This is a genomic window from Streptomyces sp. JH002 (assembly GCF_050916115.1).
GTDB classification, from domain to species: Bacteria; Actinomycetota; Actinomycetes; order Streptomycetales; family Streptomycetaceae; genus Streptomyces; species Streptomyces xiamenensis.
Genome location: NZ_CP087989.1, coordinates 5,603,286 through 5,628,724 on the forward strand (window position 1 = coordinate 5,603,286; position 25,439 = coordinate 5,628,724).

Consider the following 25,439-nt stretch of genomic DNA (forward strand, 5'->3'; position numbering starts at 1 on the left):
CACCCCGTCGGCTCCTACAGATACAACCCCGCCTCCGCGCGCGAGGGCAGCGGCGCCACCGCCGTGGGCGCGGTGCCGCGGCGCAGCGCGTACAGCTCCGCCAGCGTGGCCCCCTCGTGCGGCACCCCCTCCTCGGTGCCCAGCCACGCCACCGCCTCCGGGCGGGTCAGCGGCCCCACCTCGATCCGCGCCAGACAGCGCCCGGGCCGTACCACCGCCGGATGCAGCCGCTCCAGGTCCTCGTTGGTGGTGATGCCCACCAGCACCCGGCGGCCCTGCCCCAGCAGCCCGTCGGTGAGGTTCAGCAGCCGGGACAGCGCCTGGCCCGCCGCGTCCTTCGCGCCGCCCCTGATCAGTTCGTCGCAGTCCTCCAGGATCAGCAGCCGCCAGCGGTCCCGCCGCGTCGGCTGCCCCTCCCCGGCCGGCTCCTCCTCGTACCGCAGCGCGTCCTCGCCGCCGTCCTCGTCCTCCTCGTCGTCCCCGATGACCACGTCCATCAGATAGCCGACCTCGGAGAACAGCCGCTCGGGGTCCAGCACGCAGTCCACCTGGCACCAATCCCGCCAGGAGCGGGCCAGGGTGCGCAGCGCCGAGGTCTTGCCGGTGCCCGGCGGCCCGTGGAGCAGCAGCAGCCGGCCGGCCACATCGGCGGCCGTGACGCCCATCAGGTCGTCCATGGCCCGCGCCACCGGCGCCGAGTACCCGGGGCGCACGGTCTCCCAGCTCTCCGCGGCGATCCGCCGGGTGGTGCGCACCGCGCCGCGGCCACCGGGGGAGAAGTGCCAGAAACCCATGGTCACGTTCCCCGGATCGGGGTCCGGCGGCGCTTCGGCGCCGGTGACCGTCTGCTTGAGGACCTGCTGCGCGAGTTCATCACTTTCGGCGATCACGGTCACCTGGGCGCCGTACGTCCAGCGCCGCGAACGCAGCATCCAGCCAGGCCCGCTCGCCAGCACGGCATAGGTGTCGTCGCCGCGCACCGTGCGGTGCACCTCGGCGCCGTCGGGGACCAGCAGGTGGTGCCTGCGCACCTTTTCCAGCCGACGGCTGCGCGCGTACGGGAGCCGTCCCGAGGCGAATTCGCTGACCAGCAGCATGTCGACGATGTCGGCGGGCGCGGTGCTGTCGGTGATGGTGACGGGCAGGGCGGGCTCCTCTCCGGGGCGGGCGGGCGGGGGAACGGGAGTCATGCCCGCCATGATTGCCCGCGCCGGCCCGGTGCGCACCCGGATTTCTGACGCAAAAGCGCGCACGGGCGATGTTCGTCAACACCCTTGTGGGGAAAGGTGAAAGCTGGGACCGGGATACCCGCGCGCACTCGGGGGGCGTTAGGGTTACTCTGCCCGGACCGGGTGCCCTCGTACGGGTGGGAGAGTCATGGAGCAGATAACACGCGGCAGGCCCCGAGTGCCTGCGATCGATTGCGGGAGCGGCGCAAGCTCTACGCGCCTGGAACGCCATCTGAGCGTGCTGTCCGGACCTGCCGTGCCGGCGCGCGAGACCGAAGAGGCCACCACGCTGATGCGCGAGCTGACGACGCGGGATCGGCAGTCCACCAGGAACACCACCACGCGTGGTGCCCGGGTGCGGCTGTTCACCCCGCTGCGGAGGCTGCGGCGTACGCTCTTCGGCAGTCACGGCTGATACGGAACGTCACTTCCGTACCAGCCGCCTGGTCTCTCACGCGTCACTCGGGGGAGGAGTCCACCGATACGGCAAAGGAGAAGCGGTCGCCCCGGTAGTGGATGCGCGCGACATCCACGGTGCGTCCGTTCTCGTCGTACACCACCCCCGTGATGTGCAGGATCGGGCTCAGCAGCGGCACCGCGAGCAGCTGCGAGGTGGTCGGGTCAGCCAGCCGTGCCTGAACCGTGTTGGCGATCCGACCCACCGTCACTCCCGCGACGTCCCGCAGCACCCTGGTCATCGGCCAGCGTTCCAGATCCTCGGGCCGAATGCGCGCGGCGACCTCCGGGTGGAGCAAATTCTCCGCCCAGTTGGCGGCTTCTCCGCTCTCCCGGTCATACCGCAGCCGCCGGAAGGCGACGACTTCGGCGAGGCCGGGGAAGTGCGGCGCCACCTCCACCGGCACCGGCACCGGGCCGTGTTCGAGCAAGGTCGTGGTCTCGCCCGACTGCTGGGCCACGATGGCGTCCACCGAGCCGAGCAGCCGTACCGGTGAACCGGGCCTGGCCGCCGGTTCGATGAAGGTGCCGCGCCGCCGGTGCCGGCTGATCAGCCCTTCCAGCTCCAGCTCCTTGAGCGCCTGCCGCATGGTGAGGACGGACACCCCGTAGTGCTCGGCGAGCTGTTCCTCGGTGGGCAGCCGCAGTGGTGCCTGCGGCGGGCGGCCGAGTATGGACGCCCGCAGCGACTGCGAGACCTGGTACCACAAGGGCAGCTTGCGGTTCAGTTCGAGGGAGTCGGGGGCGAAGACGGTCACGGCGCGCTCCGGGAACTGGGGGGCTCAGGCGGTGAAGTGCCGTTGAAGACCCTCCCACACATTGTCGTATCCATGTTGCGGACGGTGCTCGCCGACCGCCGCCGCGCTCAGCGTCACCGGCCAGCGGGTCTCGAACATGAAGGCCAGGCCGTCCGCCACCTTCGCCGGTACGAGCTCGGCGGCGCTGGCCCGTTCGAAGGTCTCGCGGTCGGGACCGTGCGCCGACATCATGTTGTGCAGTGAGCCGCCGCCCGGGACGAAGCCCTCGGCCTTGGCGTCGTAGGCGCCCTCGATCAGGCCCATGTACTCGCTCATCACATTGCGGTGGAAGTACGGCGGGCGGAAGGTGTCCTCACCCACCAGCCAGCGCGGCGCGAACACCACGAAGTCGGCGTTGGCCAGGCCCGGGGTGTCCGAGGGCGAGGTCAGCACGGTGAAGATGGACGGGTCGGGGTGGTCGTAGCTGATCGAGCCGATGACGTTGAAGCGGCGCAGATCGTAGCGGTAGGGCACGTGGCTGCCGTGCCAGGCCACCACGTCCAGCGGCGAGTGGTCGTGGACGGCGGCCCACAGATGGCCGCAGAACTTGGTGATCACCTCGACCGGGCGTTCGACGTCCTCGTAGGCGGCCACCGGTGCCTCGAAGTCCCGGGCGGCGGCCAGGCCGTTGGCTCCGATGGGGCCGAGCTCCGGGAGGACGAAGGGGCGGCCGTAGTTCTCGCAGACGTACCCGCGCGCCGCGCCGTCCGGCAGCTCCACCCGGAAGCGCACCCCGCGCGGGATGAGCGCGATGTGCCCGGGGCCGGCCTCCAGCACGCCGAACTCGGTGCGCAGCAGCACGGTGCCGCGCTCCGGGACGATCAGCAGTTCGCCGTCGGCGTTGCCGAACACCCGGTCCCGCATGGAGGTGTTGGCGTGGTACAGGTGCACCGCCATTCCGGAGCGCTGCCGGATGTCCCCGTTGCCGCCCAGGGTCCACAGCCCGGCGACGAAGTCGGTGCCGGCGGGCGGCTCGGGCAGCGGGTCCCAGCGCAGCCGGTTCGGGTCGGGCACCGTCTCGTCGAACGGCGTCCCGCGCAGGGCGCCCTGGCTGATCCGGGTGTACGGGGGGTGCGCCGCCGAGGGCCTGATGCGGTACAGCCAGGAGCGGCGCGAGGTGTCGCGCGGCTCGGTGAAGGCGCTGCCGCTCAGCTGCTCGGCGTACAGGCCCAGCGGGGCGCGCTGCGGGGAGTTGCGGCCGATGGGCAGTGCGCCGGGGACGGCCTCACTGGAGTGCTCGTTGCCGAATCCCGTGGAGTAGCGGATTCCGTCGCCGGCCGCCACCGTCGTTCGCTGTCCGCTGCCCATGGCGTGCTCCCGCCCATCGGTCCCGACGATCATTCCTGTGAGAGACCGTAGGAATCGAAGGGTGGCAAGTCAACTACCCGGACCGGTTCCGGTGGTGAATCCTTTGTTCAGAATCCGCCCTCCCCGGCCGGCCGCCCGGACCGCGCCAGCAGCCTGGCCACCCGTGGCCGGCCCCGGTACGGGCGCAGCACCTGCCGCATCGCGCGCAGCGCCAGCTCCACATCGCCCGAGCGCAGCCGCTCCCGGCCGGTCACGAACGCCTCCCAGGCCGCGCACGCCTCCTCCAGATGTCCCGCGCGCAGCAGGAGCCGACCGCTTTTCGCCTGGGTGAGCGCGTGGCCGCGGACATCGGCGGCGGGCCGCTCGACCGCCCCGCGGCGCAGCGCCGCCATCGCGCCCGGCAGATCGCCGAGCGCCTCCAGGGTCAGCGCGGTCTGGTACAGCAGGCACCAGCGCGGATAACGGTCGAACGGACCCCAGCCCCCCGGCCCCTGCTCCTCCGCCCGCTGCCCCGCGTGCTCGGCCCGCACCAGCGCCCGGAGGGCGCCGCGCCGGTCCCCGCAGTGCGCCAGCACGACGCCCAGCTGCGCCTGGATGTACGACTGCTGGGCGGGCGGCGCCCAGCGGGCGGTACGGGCGGCGGCCTCGGCCAGCCGCAGCGCGGAGGGCAGCTGGCCCAGCCGCTGCGCCTGCCCGCTCATCGCCCGCAGCACCACGCTCCAGGTGGCCCGGTCCCCGGCCTCACCCGCCAGCTGGTGGGCGCTGGTGAAGTACCGCTGCGCGAGCCCGTGCCGCTGGCCGTCCTCGTACATCCGGGCCAGGATGAAGGCCAGCCGGGCGGCGCCGGTGAGCAGTTCGGCGCGGGTGGCCGGGGGCCGCCCCGGCACGACCAGCAACGGGGCGACGTCCTCGGCGAGATGCAGGGCGAGCGCGCCGCGGGCGTGCCGCCCGCCGTGGGTGCGCATGGCGGTGGCGAAGAACACCGTCGCCTCGTGCAGGGCGCGGGTGGCCTCGGCGGGCGGCCCTTCCGGCACCGGCGGCCGGGGCCCGGGCACCGGCTGCGGTACCGCGGCGTCCGCCACCCGGTAGGGACGCTGCCGCAGCAGGGAGGCACGCCGTCCGCCGTCCGCGTCCGTGCGGCACAGCTGGGTGAAGCGGGGTACGGGGCCGGTCCGCCGGTCCGCCTGCGGGCCGGTGGCGGGGGGTGTCGGCCCGCCGGGGAAGCCGGCCTCGCGCACGGTGAGCGGCCGTCCGGTGCGCCGCGACAGCGCCTCGGTGATCAGCTGGGGGACGGGGTGCCGTGGCTGGGTGCCGGAGAGCCAGTGCGCGACGGCCGTGCGGTCGTAGCGCAGCGCGGTGCCGGCTTCGGCGCCGAGGGCGTTGACCGCGCGGGCCAGGTCCGCCTGTGTCCAGCCGGCCTCCCGCAGCAGTGCTCGCAGCTGGTCATTGGGGCCGCGCCGTTCCGTCATGCCTTCTTGGTCTCACAACCCGGGGCACGGGTGGCAGGGCGCATCGGCGCACAGGCTCGCCCGATTCTGACCCAATATCACACCATTGGGTAAGAATTTCAGTGCGATGTCACCCTTGGGGAGGAGCGTGCGACCGCGCACGGACCGCGGTCGCGGCCCGGTGTCAGAGGAAGTACCGGGTGACCGTCTCCGCCACGCACACCGGCTTGTGCCCGCCCTCGCGCTCCACCGTCACCGTGAGGGTGAGCTGCACCCCGTCCCCGGGCACCTGCACCACCTCATGGATCCCCGCCGTGCCGCGCAGCCGCGAGCCGACCGGCACCGGGGCGGGGAACCGCACCCGGTTCACCCCGTAGTTGACGGCCAGCCCGGCCCCCTCCACCCGGATCAGCCGGCGCACGAACTCGGGCAGCAGGGCCAGCGTGAGATAGCCGTGCGCGACCGTCGAGCCGAACGGGCCACCGGCCGCCCGCTCCGGATCCACATGGATCCACTGGTGATCGCCCGTCGCCTCGGCGAACAGGTCGATCCGCCGCTGGTCGACCTCCAGCCAGTCGCTGGTCCCCAGGTGGGCGCCGGACGCGCCCCGCAGTTCATCGACCGACGCAAAGATCCGCGGCTCCGCCATCCGCCCAGCATGCTGACGGCCCGCACCACTGTCAACGCCCCGGAGCCGCCGGGAGCGCCCCCCCCATTGACGGTGTGCGCGGCCGATGATCTGATCGGGAGCGCCGTGGGGGCTGGTTCGAACTGCCGTACTCACCAGGGACATGGGAGATGCCATGCGCGCCCACCGGGCCAGAACAACCGTTGTCACCGCCGTCGCCGCCCTCACCGTCTCACTGCTGACCGCCGGCGGTGCCTGCGCCACCGAGACCCGGGACGAGACCCCCGACGAGACCCCCACCACCAGCGCCCCGGCCACCGGCCCCGGTCGGGCCACCCCGCCCGGCGCGTTCAGCGAGCCCGCCGGCATCGAGGAACTCTCCGCGGGCTGGTCGATGCCCTGGGGCGCCGACTGGCTGCCGGACGGCTCCGCCCTGTACACCGAACGCGACACCCACCGCGTCGTGCAGCTCGCCCCGGACGGCACCCGCACGGTCATCGGCACCGTCCCCGACGTCGTGCACGGCGGCGAGGGCGGACTGCTGGGCCTCGCCGTGTCCCCCGGCTTCGCCACCGACCGGACGCTGTACGTCTTCCACACCGCCGCGAGCGACAACCGCATCGCCCGCCTGACCTGGGACGGCGACACCCTCGGCGGCTACGAGACCATCCTCACCGGCATCGCCAAGGCCGGCATCCACAACGGCGGCCGGCTCGCCTTCGGGCCCGACGGCCACCTCTACGCCACCACCGGCGACGCCGCCGACCCGCAACTCGCCCAGGACCCCGCCGCCCTGGAGGGCAAGATCCTGCGCATCACCACCGACGGCGACCCCGCCCCCGGCAACCCCTTCGGCACCCCCGTCTACAGCCTGGGCCACCGCAACGCCCAGGGCCTGGCCTGGGACGACGAAGGGCGCCTGTGGTCCTCCGAACTGGGCCAGAACACCTGGGACGAACTCAACCTCATCGAGCCCGGCGCCAACTACGGCTGGCCCGAGTGCGAAGGCGTGTGCGGCCGGGAGGGGTTCACCGACCCCAAGGAGACCTGGTCCACCGCGGAGGCGTCCCCCAGCGGCCTCGCCTACGCGGACGGCTCCCTCTACATGGCCGCGCTGCGCGGACAGCGGCTGTGGCGCATCCCGGTGGAGGGCACCGACACCGGCACCCCCCAGGCGTACTACCAGGGCGAAGTCGGCCGGCAGCGCACCGTCCTCAGCACCCCCTCGGGCGACGCCCTGTGGCTGTCCACCTCCAACGGCCCCGGCGGCGACGCCGTGCACCGGGTCACCCTTCAGTAGCGGCACGCACCGGAGGTTGACGGCGGCCCGCCGGGCACCCAAGATCTGAAGCCAGTCCGGGGCCGAGGCGATGGGGCGGGGCAGGCATGGCGTACGACGCCGACGTGATCGTGATCGGAGCCGGCCTCGCCGGGCTGGTCGCCACCGCCGAACTGGCCTCGGCCGGCCGCACGGTGATCCTGCTCGACCAGGAACCCGAGGCGTCCCTGGGCGGCCAGGCCCACTGGTCCTTCGGCGGCCTGTTCCTTATCAACTCACCCGAGCAGCGCCGGCTGCGCATCCGCGACAGCCGCGAACTCGCCTGGCAGGACTGGCAGGGCACGGCGGGCTTCGACCGCGAGGAGGACACCTGGCCGCGCCGCTGGGCCCGCGCCTACACCGAGTTCGCCGCGGGGGAGAAGCGCGCCTGGCTGCACGGCCAGGGGGTGCGCTTCTTCCCCGTCGTCGGCTGGGCCGAGCGCGGCGGCGGCGACGCCGGCGGGCACGGCAACTCCGTACCCCGCTTCCACATCACCTGGGGCACAGGGCCCGGCCTGCTCGCCCCCTTCGAACGCCGGGTCAGGGAGGCCGCGGCCACCGGTCTGGTGGACCTGCGCTTCCGGCACCGGGTCACCGCACTGGCCACCACCGACGGCACCGTGGACACCGTCACCGGCGAGGTGCTCACCCCCGACTTGGTGCCGCGCGGAGTGGCCAGCAGCCGCGAGGTGGCCGGCGCCTTCGAACTGCGCGCCCAGGCAGTCGTCATCACCACCGGCGGCATCGGCGGCAACCCCGAACTGGTGCGCGCCCACTGGCCCCGGCGGCTGGGCACCGCCCCGCGCCGGATGCTCACCGGGGTGCCCGCGCACGTCGACGGCCTGATGCTGGGCATCGCCGAACGGGCCGGCGCGCGCCTGGTCAACCGGGACCGGATGTGGCACTACACCGAGGGCATCCACAACTGGAATCCGGTGTGGGCCCGGCACGGCATCCGCATCCTGCCCGGACCGTCCTCGCTGTGGCTGGACGCCACCGGCAAACGGCTGCCCGTGCCGCTCTTCCCCGGCTTCGACACCCTCGGCACCCTCGAACACATCATGCGCACCGGACACGAATACACCTGGTTCGTGCTCACCCGGCGCATCATCGAGAAGGAGTTCGCCCTCTCCGGCTCCGAACAGAACCCGGACCTGACCGGCAAGAGCGTGCGCCAGGTCCTGGGACGGGCACGATCGGGCGCCCCCGCCCCGGTACGCGCGTTCCTGGAGCACGGCGCGGACTTCGTCGTCGCGGGCGACCCGGCCGCGCTGGCCCGCGGCATGAACGGCGTCACCGGTGACGGACTGATCGACGAGGCCCTGCTGCGCCGCGAGATCGAGGCGCGCGACCGGGAGATCGGCAACCCGTTCTCCAAGGATCTCCAGCTGACCGCCGTGCACGGGGCCCGGCGCTACCTCGGCGACAAGCTCATCCGGGTGGCCGCCCCGCACCGGCTGCTCGACCCCAAGGCCGGCCCGCTGATCGCCGTCCGGCTGAACCTGCTCACCCGCAAGACGCTCGGCGGCCTGCTCACCGACCTCGGCGGCCGGGTCCTGGGCGAGGACGGCCAACCGCTGCCCGGCCTGTACGCGGCCGGCGAGGCGGCCGGCTTCGGCGGGGGTGGCATGCACGGATACCGTTCCCTGGAAGGGACGTTCCTGGGCGGCTGCCTGTTCTCCGGCCGTGCGGCCGGCCGTGCCGCCGCCCGCGCGCTGTAGGCACCACCGAGGGGGAGACATGCGTACACCCGCCCGTGCACCGGTCCCGGGCACGGCCCGCAGGTCGGTTCTGCTCGTCCTGCTGCTGCTGGCCACCCAACTGGTGGCCGTCGCCTGGCCCGCGTACGCGTGCGGCTGCGGCGGCATGGTCACCGGCCCCGGGCAGCGGCTCACGGTCGAGGAGGAGACCTCGGCGGTGCGCTGGGACGGCGAGACCGAACAGATCGTCATGAGCCTGACGGTGGGCGGGGACGCGGCCGAGGCCGCCTGGATCATGCCGGTGCCCAGCCGCGCCGAGGTCTCCCTCGGCGACCCCGGCCTGTTCGACGAACTGTGGTCGGCCGCCGCCCCCGAGTACCGCGACCGCTTCTACTTCTGGCCGCGCCCGGGTGACTGGCCGCGCGGCGAGGAGGGCGACGGCGCGATGGCGGGCGCGGCGCCCGACACGGGCGCGCCCCCCCGTGGGGGTGATCAGCCGGGACCGCCTGGGCCCCTTCGACGTGGCCCGGCTGACCGCCACCGACCCCACCGCGCTGGAGGAGTGGCTGCGGGACAACGGCTTCACCCTCCCCGCGGACATGGCCGCCGAACTCACTCCCTACGTCGAGCAGGAGTGGGAGTACGTGGCGCTGCGGCTGGCCCCGGACGCGGCCGGCGAGCAGGACGCGGTCCTGGGCGGCACCCTGGACCCCATCAGCCTCACCTTCGCCTCCGACGAACTCGTCTACCCCATGCGGCTGTCCCGGCTGGCCGAGACCGAGCAACTGCTGACGCTCTACGTCCTGTCCGCCCACCGCATGGAGCCCGCCTCCACCCTCGGCGGCGATCAGCCCGAGGTCACCTTCGCCGGCCGCCTCGCCCCCTCGCCCGGCCCCCTGCGCGACCTGGCGGGCGAGGACGCCTTCCTCACCGTGATCCGCCAGGAGTTCGCCCGGCCGGGACTGATCGAGGGCGACCACGTGCTGCGCCGCACGGCCGAGGACACCGAGTTCCGCAGGGTGTACTACGACGACCGGCTGCTGCACTGGTTCGGCGTCCCCGCCTGGCAGCTCACCACCGGGGCCGTGGCCGTCCTGGCCCTGGTGCCCGCGGCGTGGGCCGTGCGGCAGTGGCGGCGACGGAAGGATCCGGCGTGGAGCTGATTGTTCTCATGACCCTGCCGGGGTTGGTCATCGCGCTGACGGTGGTGGCCTTCGCCGACCAGCTGCTGCTGCGCGCCGGCCGCGCGGGGCTGCTGCCCTGGCGCAGCGGCGAACGCTCTGGCCGGGTCTCGGCCACGGGCTTCGAGATGCTGCACGTGTCCCTGCTGCCGGGCAAGGAGCACGAGCTGTCCCAGCGGCAGACCATGGCGCTGCTCCGTGACGAGGCGGGCGACGCCGCCCCGCCCGGCACCGAGATCGACCTGACGGCGGGCACCGCCCGCGTCCGTCTCCCCGGCTGACCGCACCGCCCTGCCCGGCCCGTCACCGGTCGGCGGCCCCGGGGCAGGCGGCCCGCGCTCAGGTACCGGCCGGGAGCCTGGGGGCGGAGGAGTCCCCGACCTCTTCGAGACGGGTGATCAGGCGGGCCAGCAGGGCGCTGAGCAGTTCCTCGTCCGCGCCACCGCCCGGCAGTTCGGGGCCGTCCGCGCGTACCAGGCCGTCCAGCCGCCGCCAGTGCTCGGTGCCGCGCGGGGTCAGCGCGGCCAGCACCCGCCGCCGGTCCAAGGGGTCCACCCGGCGGTGCACCAGACCGTCGTCCACCAGCTGATCCACCAGCCGGGTCAGGGTGGGCGGCGGCAGCAGCACCCGCTCGGCGATGGCCGTCATGCCGTGCCCCTCGCCGTCCGCGAGCAGCGACAGCACCCGCCAGGCGTCCACCGTGCAGCCCGTGCCCTCCAGCACGGCACGCAGCCGGCGGACCGCGAGCCGTTCGGCTCGGGTGAGCAGCGTGGCCAGATCGTCAGCGGGCATCTCGCTCCTCGGGCCGCGGGAACGACCATCCTACAAACCGCGCCATGATGGCCGGGTGACGTACCGGGAACAGCTCGCCCCCGCCGCCACCGGCACCCTCGGCGTCGCCCTGGTCGTGCCGCGGCAGGGCCCGGCCGGGATCTTCGGGCCGGGCTGCGAACTGTGCGCCCAGCTCGCCGCCGAGGAGGTCAACGCGGCCGGCGGCGTCATGGGACGCGCGCTGCGGCTGGTCACCGTGGACGGCGGCGCGCCCCCGCACCGGGTGGCCGCCGAGGTGTGCGCCCTCATCGAGGCGGGCGCCGTGCAGGGCGTCACCGGCTGGCACATCTCCTCGGTGCGCCGGGCCCTGGCCCCGCTGATCGCCCACCGGGTCCCGTACGTCTACACCGCCCTGTACGAGGGCGGCGAGAACACCACCGGCGTCTACCTCACCAGCGAGACCCCCGGCGGCCAGCTGCGGCCCGCCATGCGGCTGCTGGCCGCCGAACGCCGGGTGCGCCGCTGGTACGTGGTCGGCAACGACTACGTCTGGCCCCGGCACACCGCCCGGGCCGCCCACCGCTACGCCCGCGAGTCGGGGACGGTGATCTGCGGCGAGAGCTATCTTCCGCTGGGCACCGACGACTTCGCGGCTCCCCTGCGCGCGATCGAGCGCAGCGAGGCGGACGCCGTGCTGATGCTGCTGGTGGGCAGTGACGCGGTGCGGTTCAACCGGGCCTTCGGAGCCGCGGCCCTGGATCAGCGGGCGCTGCGGCTGTCCACCCTGATGGACGAGAACATGCTGGTCGCCTCGGGGGTGGCCGGCACCCGGAACCTGTCCGCGACGGCCGGTTTCTTCGGGGCACTGGCCACCGCCGACACCCTGGACTTCCACGGCAGGTACGCGGGGCGCTTCGGCCCGGCGGCCCCGGCGCCCAGCAGCCTGGGGGAGTCCTGCTACGAGGGTGTGCTGCTGCTGGCGGCGCTGATCGCGCGGGCCGGTTCCTGGGCGGTCCCGGCGATCGAGGGCACGGCGCAGGAGGTCAGTTACGAGGGTGCCCGGGGCGTCCTGCGGCTGACCGGCCGTCATGTACGGCAGCGCATCTATCTCGCGGAGGCGGACGGCCTGGATTTCCGGGTGACCGCCGACCTGGACGCGTGGACCGGCTGACGGCCCATTAATACTTCCGGACGGAAGTATTAATGAACGTGACATTCCCCGGAAACGGCTCCCTCCAAAGCTGTGGCATGCCCTCGCCGGGCGGCGCTGCCCGGCGGCAACTTCCGATCGTGCAGGCCCTTCCGCAAGGGCCGAGGAGGAACCGCGATGCCCACAGCCCGGGGATACCGTCTGGCCTCATGCGTTCTCGCCCTGGCCACCGCCGCCGCTCTCAGCGGCTGCGGCGCCCGTACCGGGGACGAGGACACGGCCCCCGGGGCCGCCACCATCGACACCTCGGGCGACACCATCAAGGTGGGCCTGCTCAACTCGCTCTCCGGCACCATGGCCATCAGCGAGGTGACCGTGCGCGACGCCATCCTCCTGGCCATCGAGGAGATCAACGCGGACGGCGGCGTCCTCGGCAAACAGATCGAGCCCATCGGCGAGGACGGCGCCTCCGATTGGCCCACCTTCGCCGAGAAGGCCGGCAAGCTCATCCAGCAGGACCAGGTCGCCGCCGTCTTCGGCTGCTGGACCTCGGCCAGCCGCAAGGCCGTGCTCCCCGTCTTCGAACAGCACGGCGCGCTGCTCTTCTACCCCGTGCAGTACGAGGGCCTCGAACAGTCGCCCAACATCTTCTACACCGGGGCCACCACCAACCAGCAGATCGTGCCCGCCCTGGACTACCTGCGCGAACAGGGCGTCGCCTCGCTCTACCTCGTCGGCAGCGACTACGTCTTCCCCCGCACCGCCAACAAGATCATCGAGGCGTACGCCGAGGCCCACGGCATCGAGATCCTCGGCGAGGACTACGCCCCCCTGGGCTCCACCGAGTTCGCCACCATCGCCAACAAGGTCGAGGCGTCCGGCGCCGACGCCGTCTTCAACACCCTCAACGGCGACAGCAACGTCTCCTTCTTCAAGGAGTACGACGCGGCCGGCCTCACCGCCGACACCATGCCCGTGCTGTCCGTCTCCATCGCCGAGGAAGAGGTCAAGGGGATCGGCACCCAGTACCTCACCGGCCAGCTGACCTCCTGGAACTACTACCAGACCACCGAGTCCCCGGCGAATGAGACGTTCGTCGCCGCCTACCAGGCGAAGTACGGCGCCGACCGGCCCACCTCCGACCCGATGGAGGCCGCCTACACCTCCGTCCACCTGTGGAAGGAGATGGTCGAGGAGGCCGGCTCCTTCGAGGTCGCCGATGTGCGCGCCGCCGCCGACGGGATCACCTTCGACGCCCCCGAGGGCACCGTCACCGTCGACGGCGAGACCCAGCACCTCCACAAGACCAACCGCATCGGCCGCATCGAGGCCGACGGCACCATCGCCGAGATCTGGTCCTCCGAGCAGCCCATCAAGCCCGACCCCTACCTCAAGGAGTACGACTGGGCCGAGGGCCTGGCCCGATGACCGTCATCCTCAGCCAGTCCTTCACCGGCATCAGCATCGGCGCCGTCCTGCTGCTGATCGCCCTCGGACTCTCCCTCACCTTCGGGCAGATGGGGGTCATCAACATGGCCCACGGGGAGTTCATCATGGCCGGGGCGTACACCACCTACGTCCTGCAACAGCATCTGACGGACGCCGGAACCTCGCTGCTGCTCGCCCTCCCGGCCGCCTTCGCGGTGGCCGGGGCCCTGGGCGTCCTCCTCGAATGGGCCCTCATCCGGCGGCTGTACACCCGCCCGCTGGACACCCTGCTGGTCACCTGGGGCGTCTCCCTGCTGCTCCAGCAGCTCGCCCGCGACATCTTCGGCGCCCCCAACGTGCAGACCAGGGCACCCGAATGGCTCACCGGACGCATCACCCTGTTCGGCGGCGAGCACCCGCTCACCCTCTCCCACGCCCGGCTGTTCATCCTCACCCTGGCCCTGACCGCCGTCGTCGCCCTCACCCTCACCCTGCGCCGCACCCCGCTCGGCCGCCGGATCCGCGCCGTCGTCCAGCACCGCGAACTCGCCGAGGCATCCGGCATCGCCACCGCCCGCGTCGACCGGCTCACCTTCTTCATCGGATCGGGACTGGCCGGCGTCGCGGGCGTCGCCCTCACCCTCATCGGCCCGATCGGCCCCACCATGGGCACCAACATCATCATCGACGCCTTCCTGGTGGTCGTCGTCGGCGGCATCGGCCGGCTGCGCGGCGCCGTCATCGCCGCCTTCGCCCTGGGCGTGCTGCAAGCGATCGTCGAGTACTCCACCACCGTCTCGCTCGCCAAGGTCACGGTGCTCATCGCCATCGTGGCCTTCCTCCAGTGGCGGCCCCAGGGCATCTCCACCGTACGCACCCGGAGCCTGGCATGACCGACACCCGATCCCGCGTCCTCACCCTGGCCGGCTTCGCGCTCACCGCCGCGCTGCTGTTCGCCGTCGCCCCGGCCGTCCTCTCCGACTTCCGGCTCTCCCTGCTCGCCCGCTACCTCTGCTTCGCCATCGTCGCCGTGGGCATCGCCCTCGCCTGGGGACGCGGCGGCATGCTCACCCTGGGCCAGGGCCTGTTCTTCGGCCTGGGCGGCTACGCCATGGCCATGCACCTCAAGCTCGCCGACGCCGGGCCCGGCGCCGTGCCCGACTTCATGCTGCTGTACGGCAGCGGCGGCGAACTCCCCTGGTGGTGGGAGCCGTTCCGCAACCCGCTGTTCGCGCTCGCCGCCGTGCTGGTGCTCCCGATGGCCACCGCGGCCCTCATCGGCTTCCTCGTCTTCCGACGCCGGGTGCGCGGCGCCTACTTCGCGATCCTCAGCCAGGCCCTGGCCGCCGCCTTCGCCATCCTGCTCATCGGCCAGCAGGCCACCACCGGCGGCACCAACGGACTCACCAACTTCCAGGGCTTCTTCGGCTTCGCCCTCGCCGACCCGCTCAACAAGCGGATGGTGTACTTCGTCATCGCCGGAACGCTGCTGGCCGTGCTGCTCCTCACCCGCCAGCTGTTCCGCTCCCGCTACGGAGAACTGCTGGTCGCCGTACGGGACTCCGAGGAACGCGTCCGGTTCCTCGGCTACGACCCGGCCCGGGTCAAACTCGCCGCCTACACCCTGTCCGCCGGCATGGCCGGGCTGGCCGGCGCGCTGTTCGTCCCGGCGGTCGGCATCATCTCGCCGGCGCTGATCGGCATCGTGCCCTCCATCCAGTTCGTCATCGGTGCCGCCATCGGCGGGCGCGCCTCGCTCGCCGGGGCCGCGCTCGGCGCCATCGCCGTCGCCTGGGCCCAGACCACCCTGTCCGAGGAATTCCCCGCCGCCTGGACGTACTTCCAGGCGGGCCTGTTCATCGTCGTCATCGCCTTCCTGCCCGGCGGCCTGGCCTCGCTGCGGCACCTGCTCACCCGCCGCCGCACCCGTACGGAGGGAACCCCCGCGTGAACGCACCGCTGACCATCCGCGACCTGCGGGTCACCTTCGACGGCTTCACCGCCGTCGACGGCGTCGACCTCGACATCCGCCCCGGGGACCTGCGCTTCCTCATCGGCCCCAACGGAGCCGGCAAGACCACCCTGGTGGACGCCGTCACCGGACTCGCCCCCGCCACCGGCTCGGTCCGCTTCGGCGACCACGAACTGCTCGGCCGCCCCGTCCACCGCATCGCCCGGCTCGGCATCGGCCGCACCTTCCAGACCGCCACCGTCTTCGAACAGCTCACCGTGCTGCAGAACCTGGACATCGCCGCCGGCGCCGGCCGGCCCGTCCGCACCCTGCTGCGGCAGCGCCGGAACATCCCCGACGAGGTGGCCGCCGCCCTGGAGACCACCGGGCTCACCGCCCACCGCGACCGGCCCGCCGGAGAACTCGCCCACGGCCAGAAACAGTGGCTGGAGATCGGCATGCTGCTGGTGCAGAACGTGCGGCTGCTGCTCCTGGACGAGCCGGTCGCCGGCATGAGCCACGCCGAACGCGAGGCCACCGGCGCCCTCCTGCGGCGTATCGCGGCCGACCGCACCGTCGTCGTCATCGAACACGACATGGACTTCCTGCGGGCCGTCGCCCGCAGCGTCACGGTGCTGCACGCGGGCCGGGTGCTCAGCGAGGGCACCGTGGCCGAGGTCCGGGCCGACCCCCGGGTCCAGGAGGTCTATCTCGGCGAGCCGGTGGTCACCGCACCGGCGGGAAGCGAGGCGTGATGCTGCGCATCGAGGAACTGGCGGCCGGCTACGACCGCAGCCGCGTCCTGCACGGCGTGTCTCTGGAGGTCCCCGGGGACGGGGTGGCCGCCGTCCTCGGCCACAACGGGGCCGGCAAGTCCACCCTGCTGCGCGCGGCCCTCGGGCTGCTGCGGCCCATGGCCGGGCGGGTGTGGTTCGAGGGCGAGGACATCACCCGGCTCCCCGCCCACCGGCGGGTACGGCGCGGCATGGCGTACGTCCCGCAGGGTCAGCAGAGCTTCCCGCAGCTGACCGCGATGGAGAACCTGCGGCTGGTCGCCGACGGCCGCGCCGACGGCCGGGCGGCGCTGGACGAGGCGCTGGACCTCTTCCCCGCGCTGCGGACGCTGGGCACCCGCCGCGCCGGACTGCTCTCCGGCGGCCAGCGCCAGCAACTGGCCATCGCCCGCGCCCTGATCACCCGCCCCCGGCTGCTGCTGCTGGACGAGCCGACCGAGGGCATCCAGCCCTCGGTCGTCGCCGACATCCAGCGCACCGTCATCGAGCTGAGCGGCCGCGGCGGTCTGTCCGTCCTGCTGGTGGAGCAGCACGTGGGCTTCGCCCTGCGCGCCGCCCAGCGCTACTACGTCCTGGAGGCCGGCCGGATCACGTCCTCGGGCTCCGGGGAGGACGGCGCGGAGGAGAGGGTGCGGGAGGCACTGCGGGTGTGAGGACCGCGGACCGGGGCCCCGGGCCCCGGTGGGGCGGTTCAGTCCTCGCAGACCACCTCGTCGCGCGGGACGTACGTCGTGTTGTACGTCTCGCGCCCGGCCTCCGCACCGCCGTTGACGAAGATCCGGGTCACCTCCACGTCGAAGCCCTCCAGCGGCGGCTGCGGGACGCACTCGTCGCCCTGGGCCCCCTCCCGGCTGCCCGGCTCCTTCACGTTGGTGCGCGGACCGGTCTCCGAGCGGACCTCGTCGTAGCGCTTGGTGCCGAGGAAGGTGATGGTCACCGAGGTGTCGGTGGAGGAGGCGAGGATGTAGATGGTGTTGCCCGAGTCGTTGAGGAAGCGCAGATCCAGGCTGCCCCAGGCGACGGTGGCCTCCCGGCCCTCCGGATAGCGCTCGATGTAGAACGAGTGCGCGCCGTACTCCACCGGCTTGACCCCGGCGAAGAACATCGCGTTGAACATGGTGGTGGCCACCGCCGAGACCCCGCCGCCCTGCGCGGTGGTGTACTGGTCGTCGAGGATGATGATCCCCTCGACGAAGCCGTTCTCCTCGGTGCGCTCGCCGACCGTGCGGTTGAAGCTCCACTCGTCGCCCGGCGCCACCACCGAGCCGTTGATCAGCTCGGCGGCCCGCCCGATGTTGGTGATCCGGTACGGAGCGGCGTCGAAGTTCACGGTGAAGGAGGACATCTCCTCCACGATGCCCAGGTCCTTGTAGTTCGCCGGGCTGATGGTGGGCTCCACCTCCTCGGTGGCCACCGGCGCGGTACGGGCGGCCTCACCGGTCGCGAACAGCAGCGGCTCGACGGCCGGGCCGATGGCCTCCCGGCTGACCGTGGAGCCCACGCTGCCGGGGCTCGCCGCCACCACCTCGCTGCCCTCCAGCCGCAGCGTGGCCTCCACCGGTTCGGTCTCCACCGCCGCGACCGCCGCGTCGAGACGCTCGTCGGAGCCCAGCGCCGCGCCGTCGAACTCCGGCAGCAGGGCGCCGGAGCCGTCGGCGGACAGGGTGAGGTGGTCGCCGATGAGCTCGGGGGAGATGGTCAGGGTCCGCTCGCCCGCGGTGAGCAGGACCGGGCCCGACACGGCCGGTTCGGCGAACTCCTCCAGGGCCCGCTCGATCTCCGCCGGCCCGGTGAGCGGCTCGGCGCGGGTCACCGGCAGCGGCACCGGCTGTGCGGCGTCGCCGGTGGCGGCCGGGAAGCCCTCGCGCAGCCGGCCCAGTGAGCCCTCCACGTCCAGCGCCACCCCGGCGCGGGGCTGGGTGACCTCGGGCTCCCCCTCGGCGAAGGTGATGGCGCCCTCGCGGACCGTGCTGTCGGAGTCCTCCGCCAGCTCGGTGAGCGCGGCCCGGCCCCGTTCCTCGTCCTGGTGCACCAGCAGCTCGATCTCGCCGCCGCCGCGCCCCAGGAGGCGGTCCAGCAGGGAGGGGTCGGCGGCCTGGGCGACGGTCGCCTCGAAGTCGAGCGAGAGCCCGGCCTCGGCGGGCACCAGCTCATGGACATCGGCCTCCGGGGAGTCCGCGTCGGCGCCCTCGTCCGCTCCCTCGCCGATGACGACGGTCAGCGGCGTCCCGCCCAGCGCGCCCAGCTCACGTTCCAGCTTCTCGCGCGCCTCCTGCGCGGAGAGCCCGCCGATGTCCACCCCCTGCACGGTGGTGCCCTCGGCGATGCCGTCGCCCATCAGCAGATACCCGGTGACCCCGGCGGACACCAGCGCGAGGAACGCCACGCCGCTGATCAGCACCGGCCGGGGAACGGCCGCGAGCCGACGCCCGACGCCCCGCCGGTGCACCGTGGGTGGCTGGGCCGGCGGCGGGGGTATGGAGTACGACACGGATCTCCCCGATGGCTGCTGCGGACGGGGCCCCGGGTGAGGCCACTGACGCCAGGGACACTAGCAAAACGTCCCGGCTGCGAATCAGGGGGCGATTTCCGCCCAGACCGTACATCCGGCGCCCTGGTCGGGAGAGATCACACCCCACCGGGTGGCCATCGCGTCCAGCAGCAGCAGTCCGCGCCCGCCCTCGGCGTCCGGATCCGCCGGGCAGCAGCGCGGCGCGTAGGGGTCGATGCCGGGCCCCTGGTCGGCGACCTCGATCCGCACCTGGAATCCGCGGCGCTCGATCCGGCACACGATGCGCTCGCTGTCCGTGTGCAGCAGGGCGTTGGTGACCAGCTCGGAGATCACCAGGCGCGCGGTGTCGACCAGGTCGCGCGGCACCCCCCAGCCGCTCAGCCGGTGCCGTACGACCTCCCGCGCGGCGGCGACCGAGGCCGGTCGGGACGGCAGCTCGAATCTCTCTCCCGGGGGGTCCGCCAGGGGCGTGGCGGGGAGCGGGAGGGATACCGGGAGCGGCGTCGTGCGGGGGGATGAGAACACGAGCGGGTGCGCCTTCCATGGAACCGGGGCCAGCGTGAGCCGGGTCACGTGTTCACTATGAGCGCTGATGTGCGCAGAGCGCAAGGGGAGTTCTGCGATTCGCATAACGCGAAGCGATCTCTGTCGATGCCATTACCGCTGTGGCACACTTACGCCCTGAGGGCCGGGACCGGTCGCATCGCGTACAACAACAAGGCCCGGCTGACAGGGCGCTGGAGGAGACACCGTGGCGGAAGCGCGCTCGGGGCCGACCGTGGGACAGATCGTCCTCGGTCTGCGCCTCCGGGATCTGCGTGAGCGGGCCGACTGCACCTTCGCCGACGCCGCCAAGGCACTGAGCGTCAACACCACCACCGTGCGGCGCATGGAGAAGGCCGAGGTCGGCCTCAAACCGCTGTACGTGAAGGCGCTGCTGGAGCGGTACGGGGTCGGCGGCGCGGAGGCGGACGCCTTTCTCACCCTGGTCGAGGAGGCCAACCAGCCCGGCTGGTGGCACAACTTCCGCGACGTGCTGCCCGACTGGTTCAGCCTCTACGTCTCCCTGGAGGGCGAGGCCCGCCTCATCAGGTCCTACGAACCGCACTGCGTTCCCGGACTGCTGCAGACCCCCGCCTACGCCCGCGAGCTGCTGCGGACAGGCTTCCCGCACGGCAGCGAGGAGGAACTGGACCGCCGGGTCGCGCTGCGCATGGAGCGCGCGGATCTGCTCACCCGCGCCAGGCCGCCGCTGGTGTGGGCGGTCATGGAGGAACACGTACTGCGCAGACGGCTGCCGGATCCGGCCGTCATGCGGGAGCAGATCGACCATCTGCTCAAGATCACGTCCCTGCCGAACGTGACGCTACAGATCATGCCGTTCAGTGCCGGGCCCCACCCCGGCATGTTCGGGCCCTTCCAGCTGTTCCGGTTCGAGATCCCGGAGCTGCCGGACATCATCTACACCGAGAGCCTCACCGGCGCGGTGTACCACGATGAACGCCCCGACACCATCGCCTATCTGGAGGTGCTGGACCGCATGGGCGCGCAGGCCGCGTCTGTACAGGACACCGTGGCCATCCTCGGTGAGATTCGCAAGGAGCTGTGACTCATGGGTATATCGCCCTCTCCTCCCCCCCACATCTACAACGGGATGCCCGCCAAGGAACTTGGCAACGCGGGCTGGCGCAAGCCCTGGAGCGGTACCAATGGCGGCAACTGCGTGGAAGCCATGAAACTGGCCGACGGCCGGGTGGCCCTGCGCCAGTCCACCGACCCCGAGGGCCCGGCGCTGATCTACACCCCGCACGAGATCGAGACCTTCATCCGTGGCGCCAAGCACGGCGAGGCGGACTTCCTGCTGACCTGAGCACCGGCCCGGGGGCGCGGGCTCCGGCCACGTCCCGCCGGTGCGCCCCGGTCCGGCCCTCGCGGGGCCGGACCGGACGGCGGGCGCGGTGCCGCGGCCGCGCGGCCCCGCCGTGTTCCCGCGGGCGGCACCTGTCACCGCATGACGCTGCCGCCCGCGATCACCAGCGACTCGCCGGTCACGTAGCCGCCGTGCACCAGCGCCCACACCCAGTCCGCGATCTCCTCGGGACGGGCCACCCGCCGCAGCGGGATGCCCTCCGCCACGTCCGCCATCCGTCCGGTCGCCGCGTTGCCCGGGGTGTCCACCCAGCCCGGAGCGACGGCGTTCACCGTGATGTTGTCCGGTGCCAGCTCGATGGCGAGGGACTTGGTGAGCGAGACCACCGCCGCCTTCGACGCGCTGTACAGCAACTGCCCGGGGGAGACCGCGAAGGCGTCCACCGAGGCGAAGTTCACCACCGCGCCGCCGCCGGCCGCCGCGAGCAGCGGGGTGGTCACGGCCGTCACATTCAGCGTGCCGAGCACGTTCACGTCGAAGATCCGCCGGTACAGCGCCTCGGTGAAGTCATCGAGCCGGGTGGGCGGGTAGACGCCGGCGGCGTTGACCACGGCCCGCAGCGAGGCGGTGCCCAGGGCGCCGATCAGGCCCTGCTGGAGCCCGGCCCGGTCGGTGACGTCGGCGGCCAGCGGGATGAACGACTCGCCGACCTCGCGCGCACCCTCGGCCAGCGCGGCGGCGTCCCGGTCCACGGCCAGCACCTGCCAGCCCCCGGCGGCGAACCGCCGTGCCACCGACTGCCCCATGCCGCTGGCGGCGCCGGTCACCAGTGCGGTCTTGTCCACGGTGCTCTCCCTCGTGTTCGCGTGCGTGTTCGTGGTCGTGTGGGTTGTCGCTGTCGTGCGTCTCGTGTCGTGGTTCACCGGATCCCCCGCGCGTGCGCGTCGCGCTCCAGGTCGTCCAGGAAGCGGTTGACCCGCCGCATCTGCTCGCTCCACACCGGCCGCAGGATGTCGATCCGGTCATCGGCGCCGAACCGGCGCTCCAGGACGTCCGGCAGCGGCCGGGCGAGCCGGTCCGAGAACCGGTCGGTCAGCGTGATCAGCCGGGCGACCAGCCGCGACTGCGCGGAGAACACCGGGAACTGCGGCCCGCGCGGGCTCGCGAGACCGACGAAGTACAGCCCCGGCACTCCCGTCGGCACGGTCAGTCCCGCCGTGCGCAACGGTGCTCCGCCCTGCCAGGTCAGCAGCCCGGGCGGCAGGAACGGCAGGCTCACCCGGAAGCCGGTGGCCCACAGCACCGTGTCGTACTCACGCCGGGTGCCGTCCGTGAAGCGCACCGTGCGGCCCTCGATGGCCTCGATGCCGGGCCGGACCGCGATCCGGCCGTGCTGGATCCAGTACAGCAGCAGCTCGTTGACCACCGGCAACTGCTCATTGAGGTTCTCGGTGGCCGGGGTGGGCAGCCCCGGATAGCGCTCGGCCGTGCCCACCGAGATCTTCACCAGGGTCCTGGTCACCCGCTCGGCGAGGCGGCCCGGCAGCCGGGGCACCAGCGGCAGTTCGTTGCGCGGGCGCCCGAAGAACGTCTTGGGCTGGAAGACATGGCCGTTGCGCACCGAGATGTCGGTGCGCAGGCGGGCGTTGGCGGCGTCCACCGCCAGATCGCAGCCCGAGTTGCCCGAGCCGACGACCAGGACCCGCTCGCCGTCGATGTCCCCGGTGTTGCGGTACTCGCCCGAGTGCAGCGAACGGCCCGCGAAGTCGGCGGCGGCCTTGGGCAGTTTGGGGTCCCAGTGATGGCCGTTGGCGACCACCACGGCGTCGTACGCCCGCCGCGTCCCGTCCGCCGTGCGCACCAGCCAGCCCGGGCCCTGCGTCTCGCGTTCCACCGCGGTGATCTCGGTGTCGAGGGTGATGTGCGGGCGCAGCCCTTCCCGGTCGGCGAAGTCCTCCAGGTAGTCCCGTACCTGGTCCCGGCTGGGGAAGAGCGGATAGTCGGCGGGCATCGGCGCGCCCTCGAAGCCCGAACTGCCGCGCGGTGTGATCAGGTGCAGCGCCTCGTAGTCGGTGTGCCAGTGGCCGCCCACACGCCCGGTGCGCTCGAAGCAGTCCACCTCCAGGCCCTCGGCCCGCAGCACCCGCAGCGCTTCGAGCCCGGCGGCCCCGGCGCCGATGACGCACACCCGCTGTCGGTGATTGGTTCCCATGTGCGGAGTATCACGACAGCGGCCATCTCCGGTAAATGCTTGATTTACAGCACCATCGATAGCCTCAGCCTTGGGCCAGGCCACGCTTCGCGCGCCGCTGGAGGGCCGCGATGTGCTTGTGCGCGATCTTCATGAACATCCGGGTGGCCGGGGAGAGCGCTCCGCCGGAGCGGGTGATGAAGGCGAAGTGCTCCTCCACGGGCGGGTCCAGCTGGGCCCAGTGCAGGCGCCGCGTGTACCCCTGGGAGCGGGCCACCAGATAGGACACCAGCGAGTCGCCGACCCCGTGCGCGGCCAGCTCCACCGCGTGCGTCTGGAACTCCACCTCGGCGTACGGGCGCAGCGTCACCCCGGCCCGCTGGGCGCGTTCGGTCAGCGCCCGGCGCAGCGGGTCCTCGTCCTCCCAGCGGGCCTCGGAGAGCACCAGCGGGGCGGCGGCCAGCGCCTCGATGCCCACCGGCGTCCGGGCCCGCTCCGGGTCGGCGCTGACGTACACCACGGTGTCGGTGAGGACCGGCGCTCCCACCGAGAGGCCGTGGTCCTTGATCGGCAGCTGGACCAGTCCCGCCTCCAGCTCGCCGCCGCGCACCGCGTCGGCGACCTCGGCGGAGTTCAGCCCGACCACCCGCACCAGCACCTGCGGGTACTGCTCGTGGAAGTCGCGGATGAGCGGGGTGAGCAGATACAGGTGCGCGCTGTTGAAGGCACCGAAGGAGACGGTGCCGCCGGACAGCGTGCGCACCTCGCGCACCGCCTGTCCCAGCTCGCGGACATCGGCCAGGGTGCGCTCGGCGTGCGGCAGCAGCGTGCGGCCGGCGTCGGTGAGTTGCAGGCGGCGGTTGGTGCGGGTGAACAGCACCACACCCAGCGTGTGCTCCAGGCGTCTGATCTGCTCGGACAGGCTCGGCTGGGCGATGTGCAGGGCATCGGCCGCCGCGGAGAAGGAGCCATGGCTGACCGCCGCCAGAAAGTAGCTCAACTGCATCAGGGTCGGCTGTGCCATAGGTGATCCCTTGAGGAAGCGCTGTGGATTGAGACTGTGCCGGGGGCCAGGCTGCCCGTAGCGTACCGGTCTATCAAAGACACCCCACCCGTTAATTTATTGGTAACGCGTCCCTGGGTGCGGAAAACGAAAGTGGTGCCTCTCATGAGTACGCAGACCTCCGGGGAACCGGCGACGGCGGCCACCGCGAAGGAGCCGGGATTCGCCTATGCCGCCGGTTCCGTCCTTATCGTTGTCGCCATACTTCTCGTCGGATCCCTGGGATTCGACGCGGATATCCAGCTGCTGCTGTTCATTTCCATGGTCGCGCTGGTCCCCCTGGTGATGCGTCTGGGGTACAGCTTCGAGGACGCCGAGAATTTCGCATTCCGAGCGATACGCAGCGTGCTCGGTCTCATCATGATTCTGATGGCGGTGGGCGCGCTCATCGGCTCCTGGGCGGAATCCGGCACCATCCCCGCCCTCGTGCACCTGGGCCTGTCGGTGCTCTCCCCGCAGCTTTTCCTGCCCACCACGCTGCTGCTGTGCATTCTCGCGTCGATGGCCACCGGGACCTCCTGGGGCACCATCGGCACGGTCGGCGTCGCCATGATGGGAGTGGGGGAGGGGATGGGATACCCGGTGGCGATGACCGCCGGCGCCATCGTCTGCGGCGCCTACTTCGGCGACAAGATGTCCCCGTTCTCCGACTCGACCAACCTCAACGCCGCCCTGGTGGGCACCGACCTCACCCGCCACATCCGGCATCTGACCTGGACCACCGTCCCCACCATCCTGCTGTGCGGCGCCATCTTCACGGTGCTGGGGTTCACCACCTCGCACGGCCGGGGCTCCGTGGCCGAGGCCGAAGCCATCAACGCGGCCCTGTCGGAGAACTTCTCCCTGGGCCTGCCGGCGTTCCTGCCGATCGTCGTGGTCCTGGTGCTGCTGCTGATGCGCAAACCGGCCTGGCCCTCCATCTTCGTCGGCGCACTCGCCGGGGCCCTGGTGGCGGTGCTGTACCAGGGTGCCTCCGTCAGCGACACCCTGTCGGTCCTCTACAACGGCTTCGTCCTGGAGACCGGCACCGCCACCGTCGACTCCCTGGTCTCCGGCGGCGGCGTCATGTCCATGATGGGCATGGTGGCCCTGTTCCTGTTCGCCATCGGGATGGCCGGACTGCTCACCGGCTCCGGGATGCTGCTGGCGCTGATCACCCCGACGCTGCGCTGGATCACCACACCGCGCCGGCTGATGGTGACCAGCATCTTCCTGGTGCCCGCGCTGGTGGCGCTGGGCGGCTCGTTCAGCTTCGCCGCCGTGATGTCCGGCTCGCTGCTGCTGCCGCTGTACCACAAGTTCGGCCTCGACCCGAAGAATCTCTCCCGGATCCTGGAGGACTCCGGCACCGCGAACGACCCGGTCTTCCCGTGGTCCAGCGGCGGGGTCTTCGTCGCCGGGGTGCTCGGTGTGTCCACCCTGACGTATCTGCCGTTCTACTTCTTCGTCTTCCTGTCGATGGCGTTCTCCCTGCTGTACGCGATCACCGGCTGGAAGGTGCCCCGCGCCGAGCGGTCCGGGGAGCGGGAGCCGGACGGGGAGGCGGGGGAGGGGCCGGCGTCCGCGCCCCACGCGCCCGCCGCCTCCACCCGCTGATCCAGGGGCCCGCACCCGCCACCGGACCGCCTCCTCCCGGCGCCACCA

25 protein-coding genes and 1 pseudogene are annotated in these 25,439 nt (G+C 72.4%); 15 read left to right on the forward strand and 11 right to left on the reverse strand.

The annotated features are described in order from the left end of the window. Positions 1 to 14 precede the first annotated feature (14 nt). On the reverse strand, positions 15 to 1,199 hold the full coding sequence (locus H7827_RS25670) for a DUF5925 domain-containing protein (protein ID WP_432747508.1): 1,185 nt from the start codon (positions 1,197 to 1,199) through the stop codon (positions 15 to 17). Between the two features lie 178 nt (positions 1,200 to 1,377). On the opposite strand from H7827_RS25670, the gene H7827_RS25675 reads away from it, so the two are divergent. After that, on the forward strand, positions 1,378 to 1,644 hold the full coding sequence (locus H7827_RS25675) for a hypothetical protein (RefSeq protein WP_043176938.1): 267 nt from the start codon (positions 1,378 to 1,380) through the stop codon (positions 1,642 to 1,644). A gap of 43 nt (positions 1,645 to 1,687) precedes the next feature. Here the strand turns inward: H7827_RS25675 and H7827_RS25680 are convergent, their stop codons facing one another. The 4 genes from H7827_RS25680 to H7827_RS25695 all read right to left on the reverse strand — a co-directional run bounded on the left by H7827_RS25680 (position 1,688) and on the right by H7827_RS25695 (position 5,887). Next, a complete protein-coding gene (locus H7827_RS25680; protein ID WP_200368208.1) occupies positions 1,688 to 2,443 on the reverse strand; it encodes a GntR family transcriptional regulator in 756 nt (251 codons plus the stop codon). 24 nt (positions 2,444 to 2,467) lie between these two features. Further along, complete coding sequence (gene hmgA / locus H7827_RS25685; protein ID WP_386532635.1) at positions 2,468 to 3,790, reverse strand: homogentisate 1,2-dioxygenase; 1,323 nt, start codon at positions 3,788 to 3,790, stop codon at positions 2,468 to 2,470. 107 nt (positions 3,791 to 3,897) lie between these two features. Continuing rightward, positions 3,898 to 5,259 (reverse strand): hypothetical protein, encoded by a 1,362-nt coding sequence (locus H7827_RS25690; RefSeq protein ID WP_432747509.1) that lies wholly within the window; start codon positions 5,257 to 5,259, stop codon positions 3,898 to 3,900. Between the two features lie 163 nt (positions 5,260 to 5,422). Then, on the reverse strand, positions 5,423 to 5,887 hold the full coding sequence (locus H7827_RS25695; protein ID WP_386532555.1) for a MaoC family dehydratase: 465 nt from the start codon (positions 5,885 to 5,887) through the stop codon (positions 5,423 to 5,425). Between the two features lie 142 nt (positions 5,888 to 6,029). Here H7827_RS25695 and H7827_RS25700 point away from each other — a divergent pair, with 142 nt between their 5' ends. The 5 genes and pseudogenes from H7827_RS25700 to H7827_RS25720 all read left to right on the forward strand — a co-directional run bounded on the left by H7827_RS25700 (position 6,030) and on the right by H7827_RS25720 (position 10,346). Next, positions 6,030 to 7,166: a PQQ-dependent sugar dehydrogenase gene (locus H7827_RS25700; RefSeq protein ID WP_432747510.1), complete on the forward strand. Its 1,137-nt coding sequence runs from the start codon at positions 6,030 to 6,032 to the stop codon at positions 7,164 to 7,166. 86 nt (positions 7,167 to 7,252) lie between these two features. Then, the gene (locus H7827_RS25705) at positions 7,253 to 8,905 is read left to right on the forward strand and encodes an FAD-binding dehydrogenase (protein ID WP_432747511.1); all 1,653 of its coding nucleotides are present in this window, start codon (positions 7,253 to 7,255) and stop codon (positions 8,903 to 8,905) included. A 145-nt stretch (positions 8,906 to 9,050) separates the two neighbouring features. Beyond that, positions 9,051 to 9,281: pseudogene (locus H7827_RS25710) on the forward strand (DUF2330 domain-containing protein); the annotation flags it as partial. A gap of 85 nt (positions 9,282 to 9,366) precedes the next feature. Beyond that, the gene (locus H7827_RS25715) at positions 9,367 to 10,047 is read left to right on the forward strand and encodes a DUF2330 domain-containing protein (protein WP_432747512.1); all 681 of its coding nucleotides are present in this window, start codon (positions 9,367 to 9,369) and stop codon (positions 10,045 to 10,047) included. Then, positions 10,038 to 10,346, forward strand: a complete 309-nt coding sequence (locus H7827_RS25720; protein WP_386532567.1) for a DUF6191 domain-containing protein — start codon at positions 10,038 to 10,040, stop codon at positions 10,344 to 10,346. Before H7827_RS25715 ends, H7827_RS25720 begins: the two co-directional genes overlap by 10 nt. 58 nt (positions 10,347 to 10,404) lie before the next feature. Here H7827_RS25720 and H7827_RS25725 read toward each other — a convergent pair whose 3' ends face one another. Beyond that, a complete protein-coding gene (locus tag H7827_RS25725; RefSeq protein WP_386532570.1) occupies positions 10,405 to 10,857 on the reverse strand; it encodes a MarR family winged helix-turn-helix transcriptional regulator in 453 nt (150 codons plus the stop codon). A gap of 55 nt (positions 10,858 to 10,912) precedes the next feature. Here H7827_RS25725 and H7827_RS25730 point away from each other — a divergent pair, with 55 nt between their 5' ends. The 6 genes from H7827_RS25730 to urtE all read left to right on the forward strand — a co-directional run bounded on the left by H7827_RS25730 (position 10,913) and on the right by urtE (position 16,812). Continuing rightward, a complete protein-coding gene (locus tag H7827_RS25730) occupies positions 10,913 to 12,007 on the forward strand; it encodes a substrate-binding domain-containing protein (RefSeq protein ID WP_386532573.1) in 1,095 nt (364 codons plus the stop codon). A gap of 156 nt (positions 12,008 to 12,163) precedes the next feature. Then, a complete protein-coding gene (gene urtA, locus H7827_RS25735) occupies positions 12,164 to 13,414 on the forward strand; it encodes an urea ABC transporter substrate-binding protein (protein WP_386532576.1) in 1,251 nt (416 codons plus the stop codon). After that, a complete protein-coding gene (urtB, locus tag H7827_RS25740; RefSeq protein WP_386532579.1) occupies positions 13,411 to 14,307 on the forward strand; it encodes an urea ABC transporter permease subunit UrtB in 897 nt (298 codons plus the stop codon). The genes urtA and urtB overlap by 4 nt, the downstream gene beginning before the upstream one ends. Then, positions 14,304 to 15,365, forward strand: a complete 1,062-nt coding sequence (gene urtC / locus H7827_RS25745; RefSeq protein ID WP_432747513.1) for an urea ABC transporter permease subunit UrtC — start codon at positions 14,304 to 14,306, stop codon at positions 15,363 to 15,365. Before urtB ends, urtC begins: the two co-directional genes overlap by 4 nt. Beyond that, complete coding sequence (urtD, locus tag H7827_RS25750) at positions 15,362 to 16,120, forward strand: urea ABC transporter ATP-binding protein UrtD (protein ID WP_200368219.1); 759 nt, start codon at positions 15,362 to 15,364, stop codon at positions 16,118 to 16,120. The genes urtC and urtD overlap by 4 nt, the downstream gene beginning before the upstream one ends. Continuing rightward, a complete protein-coding gene (gene urtE / locus H7827_RS25755; RefSeq protein ID WP_386532637.1) occupies positions 16,120 to 16,812 on the forward strand; it encodes an urea ABC transporter ATP-binding subunit UrtE in 693 nt (230 codons plus the stop codon). The genes urtD and urtE overlap by 1 nt, the downstream gene beginning before the upstream one ends. Before the next feature lie 38 nt (positions 16,813 to 16,850). On the opposite strand, the gene H7827_RS25760 is transcribed toward urtE, so the two are convergent. Next, the gene (locus H7827_RS25760; RefSeq protein ID WP_432747514.1) at positions 16,851 to 18,650 is read right to left on the reverse strand and encodes a VanW family protein; all 1,800 of its coding nucleotides are present in this window, start codon (positions 18,648 to 18,650) and stop codon (positions 16,851 to 16,853) included. A gap of 84 nt (positions 18,651 to 18,734) precedes the next feature. Next, entirely contained in the window at positions 18,735 to 19,196 is a 462-nt protein-coding gene (locus H7827_RS25765) for an ATP-binding protein (protein WP_432747515.1), read from the reverse strand. Positions 19,197 to 19,422: 226 nt separating this feature from the next. On the opposite strand from H7827_RS25765, the gene H7827_RS25770 reads away from it, so the two are divergent. Both H7827_RS25770 and H7827_RS25775 read left to right on the forward strand, forming a co-directional pair. Then, positions 19,423 to 20,280 carry a helix-turn-helix domain-containing protein gene (locus H7827_RS25770; RefSeq protein WP_432747516.1) on the forward strand — a complete coding sequence of 286 codons (858 nt, stop codon included), beginning with the start codon at positions 19,423 to 19,425 and terminating at the stop codon, positions 20,278 to 20,280. A 3-nt stretch (positions 20,281 to 20,283) separates the two neighbouring features. Then, positions 20,284 to 20,541, forward strand: a complete 258-nt coding sequence (locus tag H7827_RS25775; protein WP_030727752.1) for a DUF397 domain-containing protein — start codon at positions 20,284 to 20,286, stop codon at positions 20,539 to 20,541. Between the two features lie 134 nt (positions 20,542 to 20,675). On the opposite strand, the gene H7827_RS25780 is transcribed toward H7827_RS25775, so the two are convergent. The 3 genes from H7827_RS25780 to H7827_RS25790 all read right to left on the reverse strand — a co-directional run bounded on the left by H7827_RS25780 (position 20,676) and on the right by H7827_RS25790 (position 23,756). Further along, a complete protein-coding gene (locus tag H7827_RS25780; RefSeq protein ID WP_432747517.1) occupies positions 20,676 to 21,386 on the reverse strand; it encodes an SDR family NAD(P)-dependent oxidoreductase in 711 nt (236 codons plus the stop codon). Positions 21,387 to 21,460: 74 nt separating this feature from the next. Further along, the gene (locus tag H7827_RS25785) at positions 21,461 to 22,753 is read right to left on the reverse strand and encodes a flavin-containing monooxygenase (protein WP_432747518.1); all 1,293 of its coding nucleotides are present in this window, start codon (positions 22,751 to 22,753) and stop codon (positions 21,461 to 21,463) included. A gap of 64 nt (positions 22,754 to 22,817) precedes the next feature. After that, on the reverse strand, positions 22,818 to 23,756 hold the full coding sequence (locus H7827_RS25790) for a LysR family transcriptional regulator (RefSeq protein WP_386532602.1): 939 nt from the start codon (positions 23,754 to 23,756) through the stop codon (positions 22,818 to 22,820). 144 nt (positions 23,757 to 23,900) lie between these two features. On the opposite strand from H7827_RS25790, the gene nhaC reads away from it, so the two are divergent. Next, positions 23,901 to 25,391 (forward strand): Na+/H+ antiporter NhaC, encoded by a 1,491-nt coding sequence (gene nhaC, locus H7827_RS25795; protein WP_432747519.1) that lies wholly within the window; start codon positions 23,901 to 23,903, stop codon positions 25,389 to 25,391. The last annotated feature ends 48 nt before the right edge of the window (positions 25,392 to 25,439 follow it).

Bases quoted from the DNA above. Each gene is read 5' to 3' on its own strand.
- H7827_RS25785 (WP_432747518.1), bottom strand. From the start codon at position 22,753: ATGGGAACCAATCACCGACAGCGGGTGTGCGTCATCGGCGCCGGGGCC.
- urtA (WP_386532576.1), top strand. From the start codon at position 12,164: ATGCCCACAGCCCGGGGATACCGTCTGGCCTCATGCGTTCTCGCCCTG.
- H7827_RS25675 (WP_043176938.1), top strand. From the start codon at position 1,378: ATGGAGCAGATAACACGCGGCAGGCCCCGAGTGCCTGCGATCGATTGC.
- H7827_RS25670 (WP_432747508.1), bottom strand. From the start codon at position 1,199: ATGGCGGGCATGACTCCCGTTCCCCCGCCCGCCCGCCCCGGAGAGGAG.
- H7827_RS25705 (WP_432747511.1), top strand. From the start codon at position 7,253: ATGGCGTACGACGCCGACGTGATCGTGATCGGAGCCGGCCTCGCCGGG.
- H7827_RS25695 (WP_386532555.1), bottom strand. From the start codon at position 5,887: ATGGCGGAGCCGCGGATCTTTGCGTCGGTCGATGAACTGCGGGGCGCG.
- urtE (WP_386532637.1), top strand. From the start codon at position 16,120: ATGCTGCGCATCGAGGAACTGGCGGCCGGCTACGACCGCAGCCGCGTC.
- urtC (WP_432747513.1), top strand. From the start codon at position 14,304: ATGACCGACACCCGATCCCGCGTCCTCACCCTGGCCGGCTTCGCGCTC.
- hmgA (WP_386532635.1), bottom strand. From the start codon at position 3,790: ATGGGCAGCGGACAGCGAACGACGGTGGCGGCCGGCGACGGAATCCGC.
- H7827_RS25790 (WP_386532602.1), bottom strand. From the start codon at position 23,756: ATGGCACAGCCGACCCTGATGCAGTTGAGCTACTTTCTGGCGGCGGTC.
- H7827_RS25690 (WP_432747509.1), bottom strand. From the start codon at position 5,259: ATGACGGAACGGCGCGGCCCCAATGACCAGCTGCGAGCACTGCTGCGG.
- H7827_RS25725 (WP_386532570.1), bottom strand. From the start codon at position 10,857: ATGCCCGCTGACGATCTGGCCACGCTGCTCACCCGAGCCGAACGGCTC.
- H7827_RS25700 (WP_432747510.1), top strand. From the start codon at position 6,030: ATGGGAGATGCCATGCGCGCCCACCGGGCCAGAACAACCGTTGTCACC.
- nhaC (WP_432747519.1), top strand. From the start codon at position 23,901: ATGAGTACGCAGACCTCCGGGGAACCGGCGACGGCGGCCACCGCGAAG.
- H7827_RS25775 (WP_030727752.1), top strand. From the start codon at position 20,284: ATGGGTATATCGCCCTCTCCTCCCCCCCACATCTACAACGGGATGCCC.
- urtB (WP_386532579.1), top strand. From the start codon at position 13,411: ATGACCGTCATCCTCAGCCAGTCCTTCACCGGCATCAGCATCGGCGCC.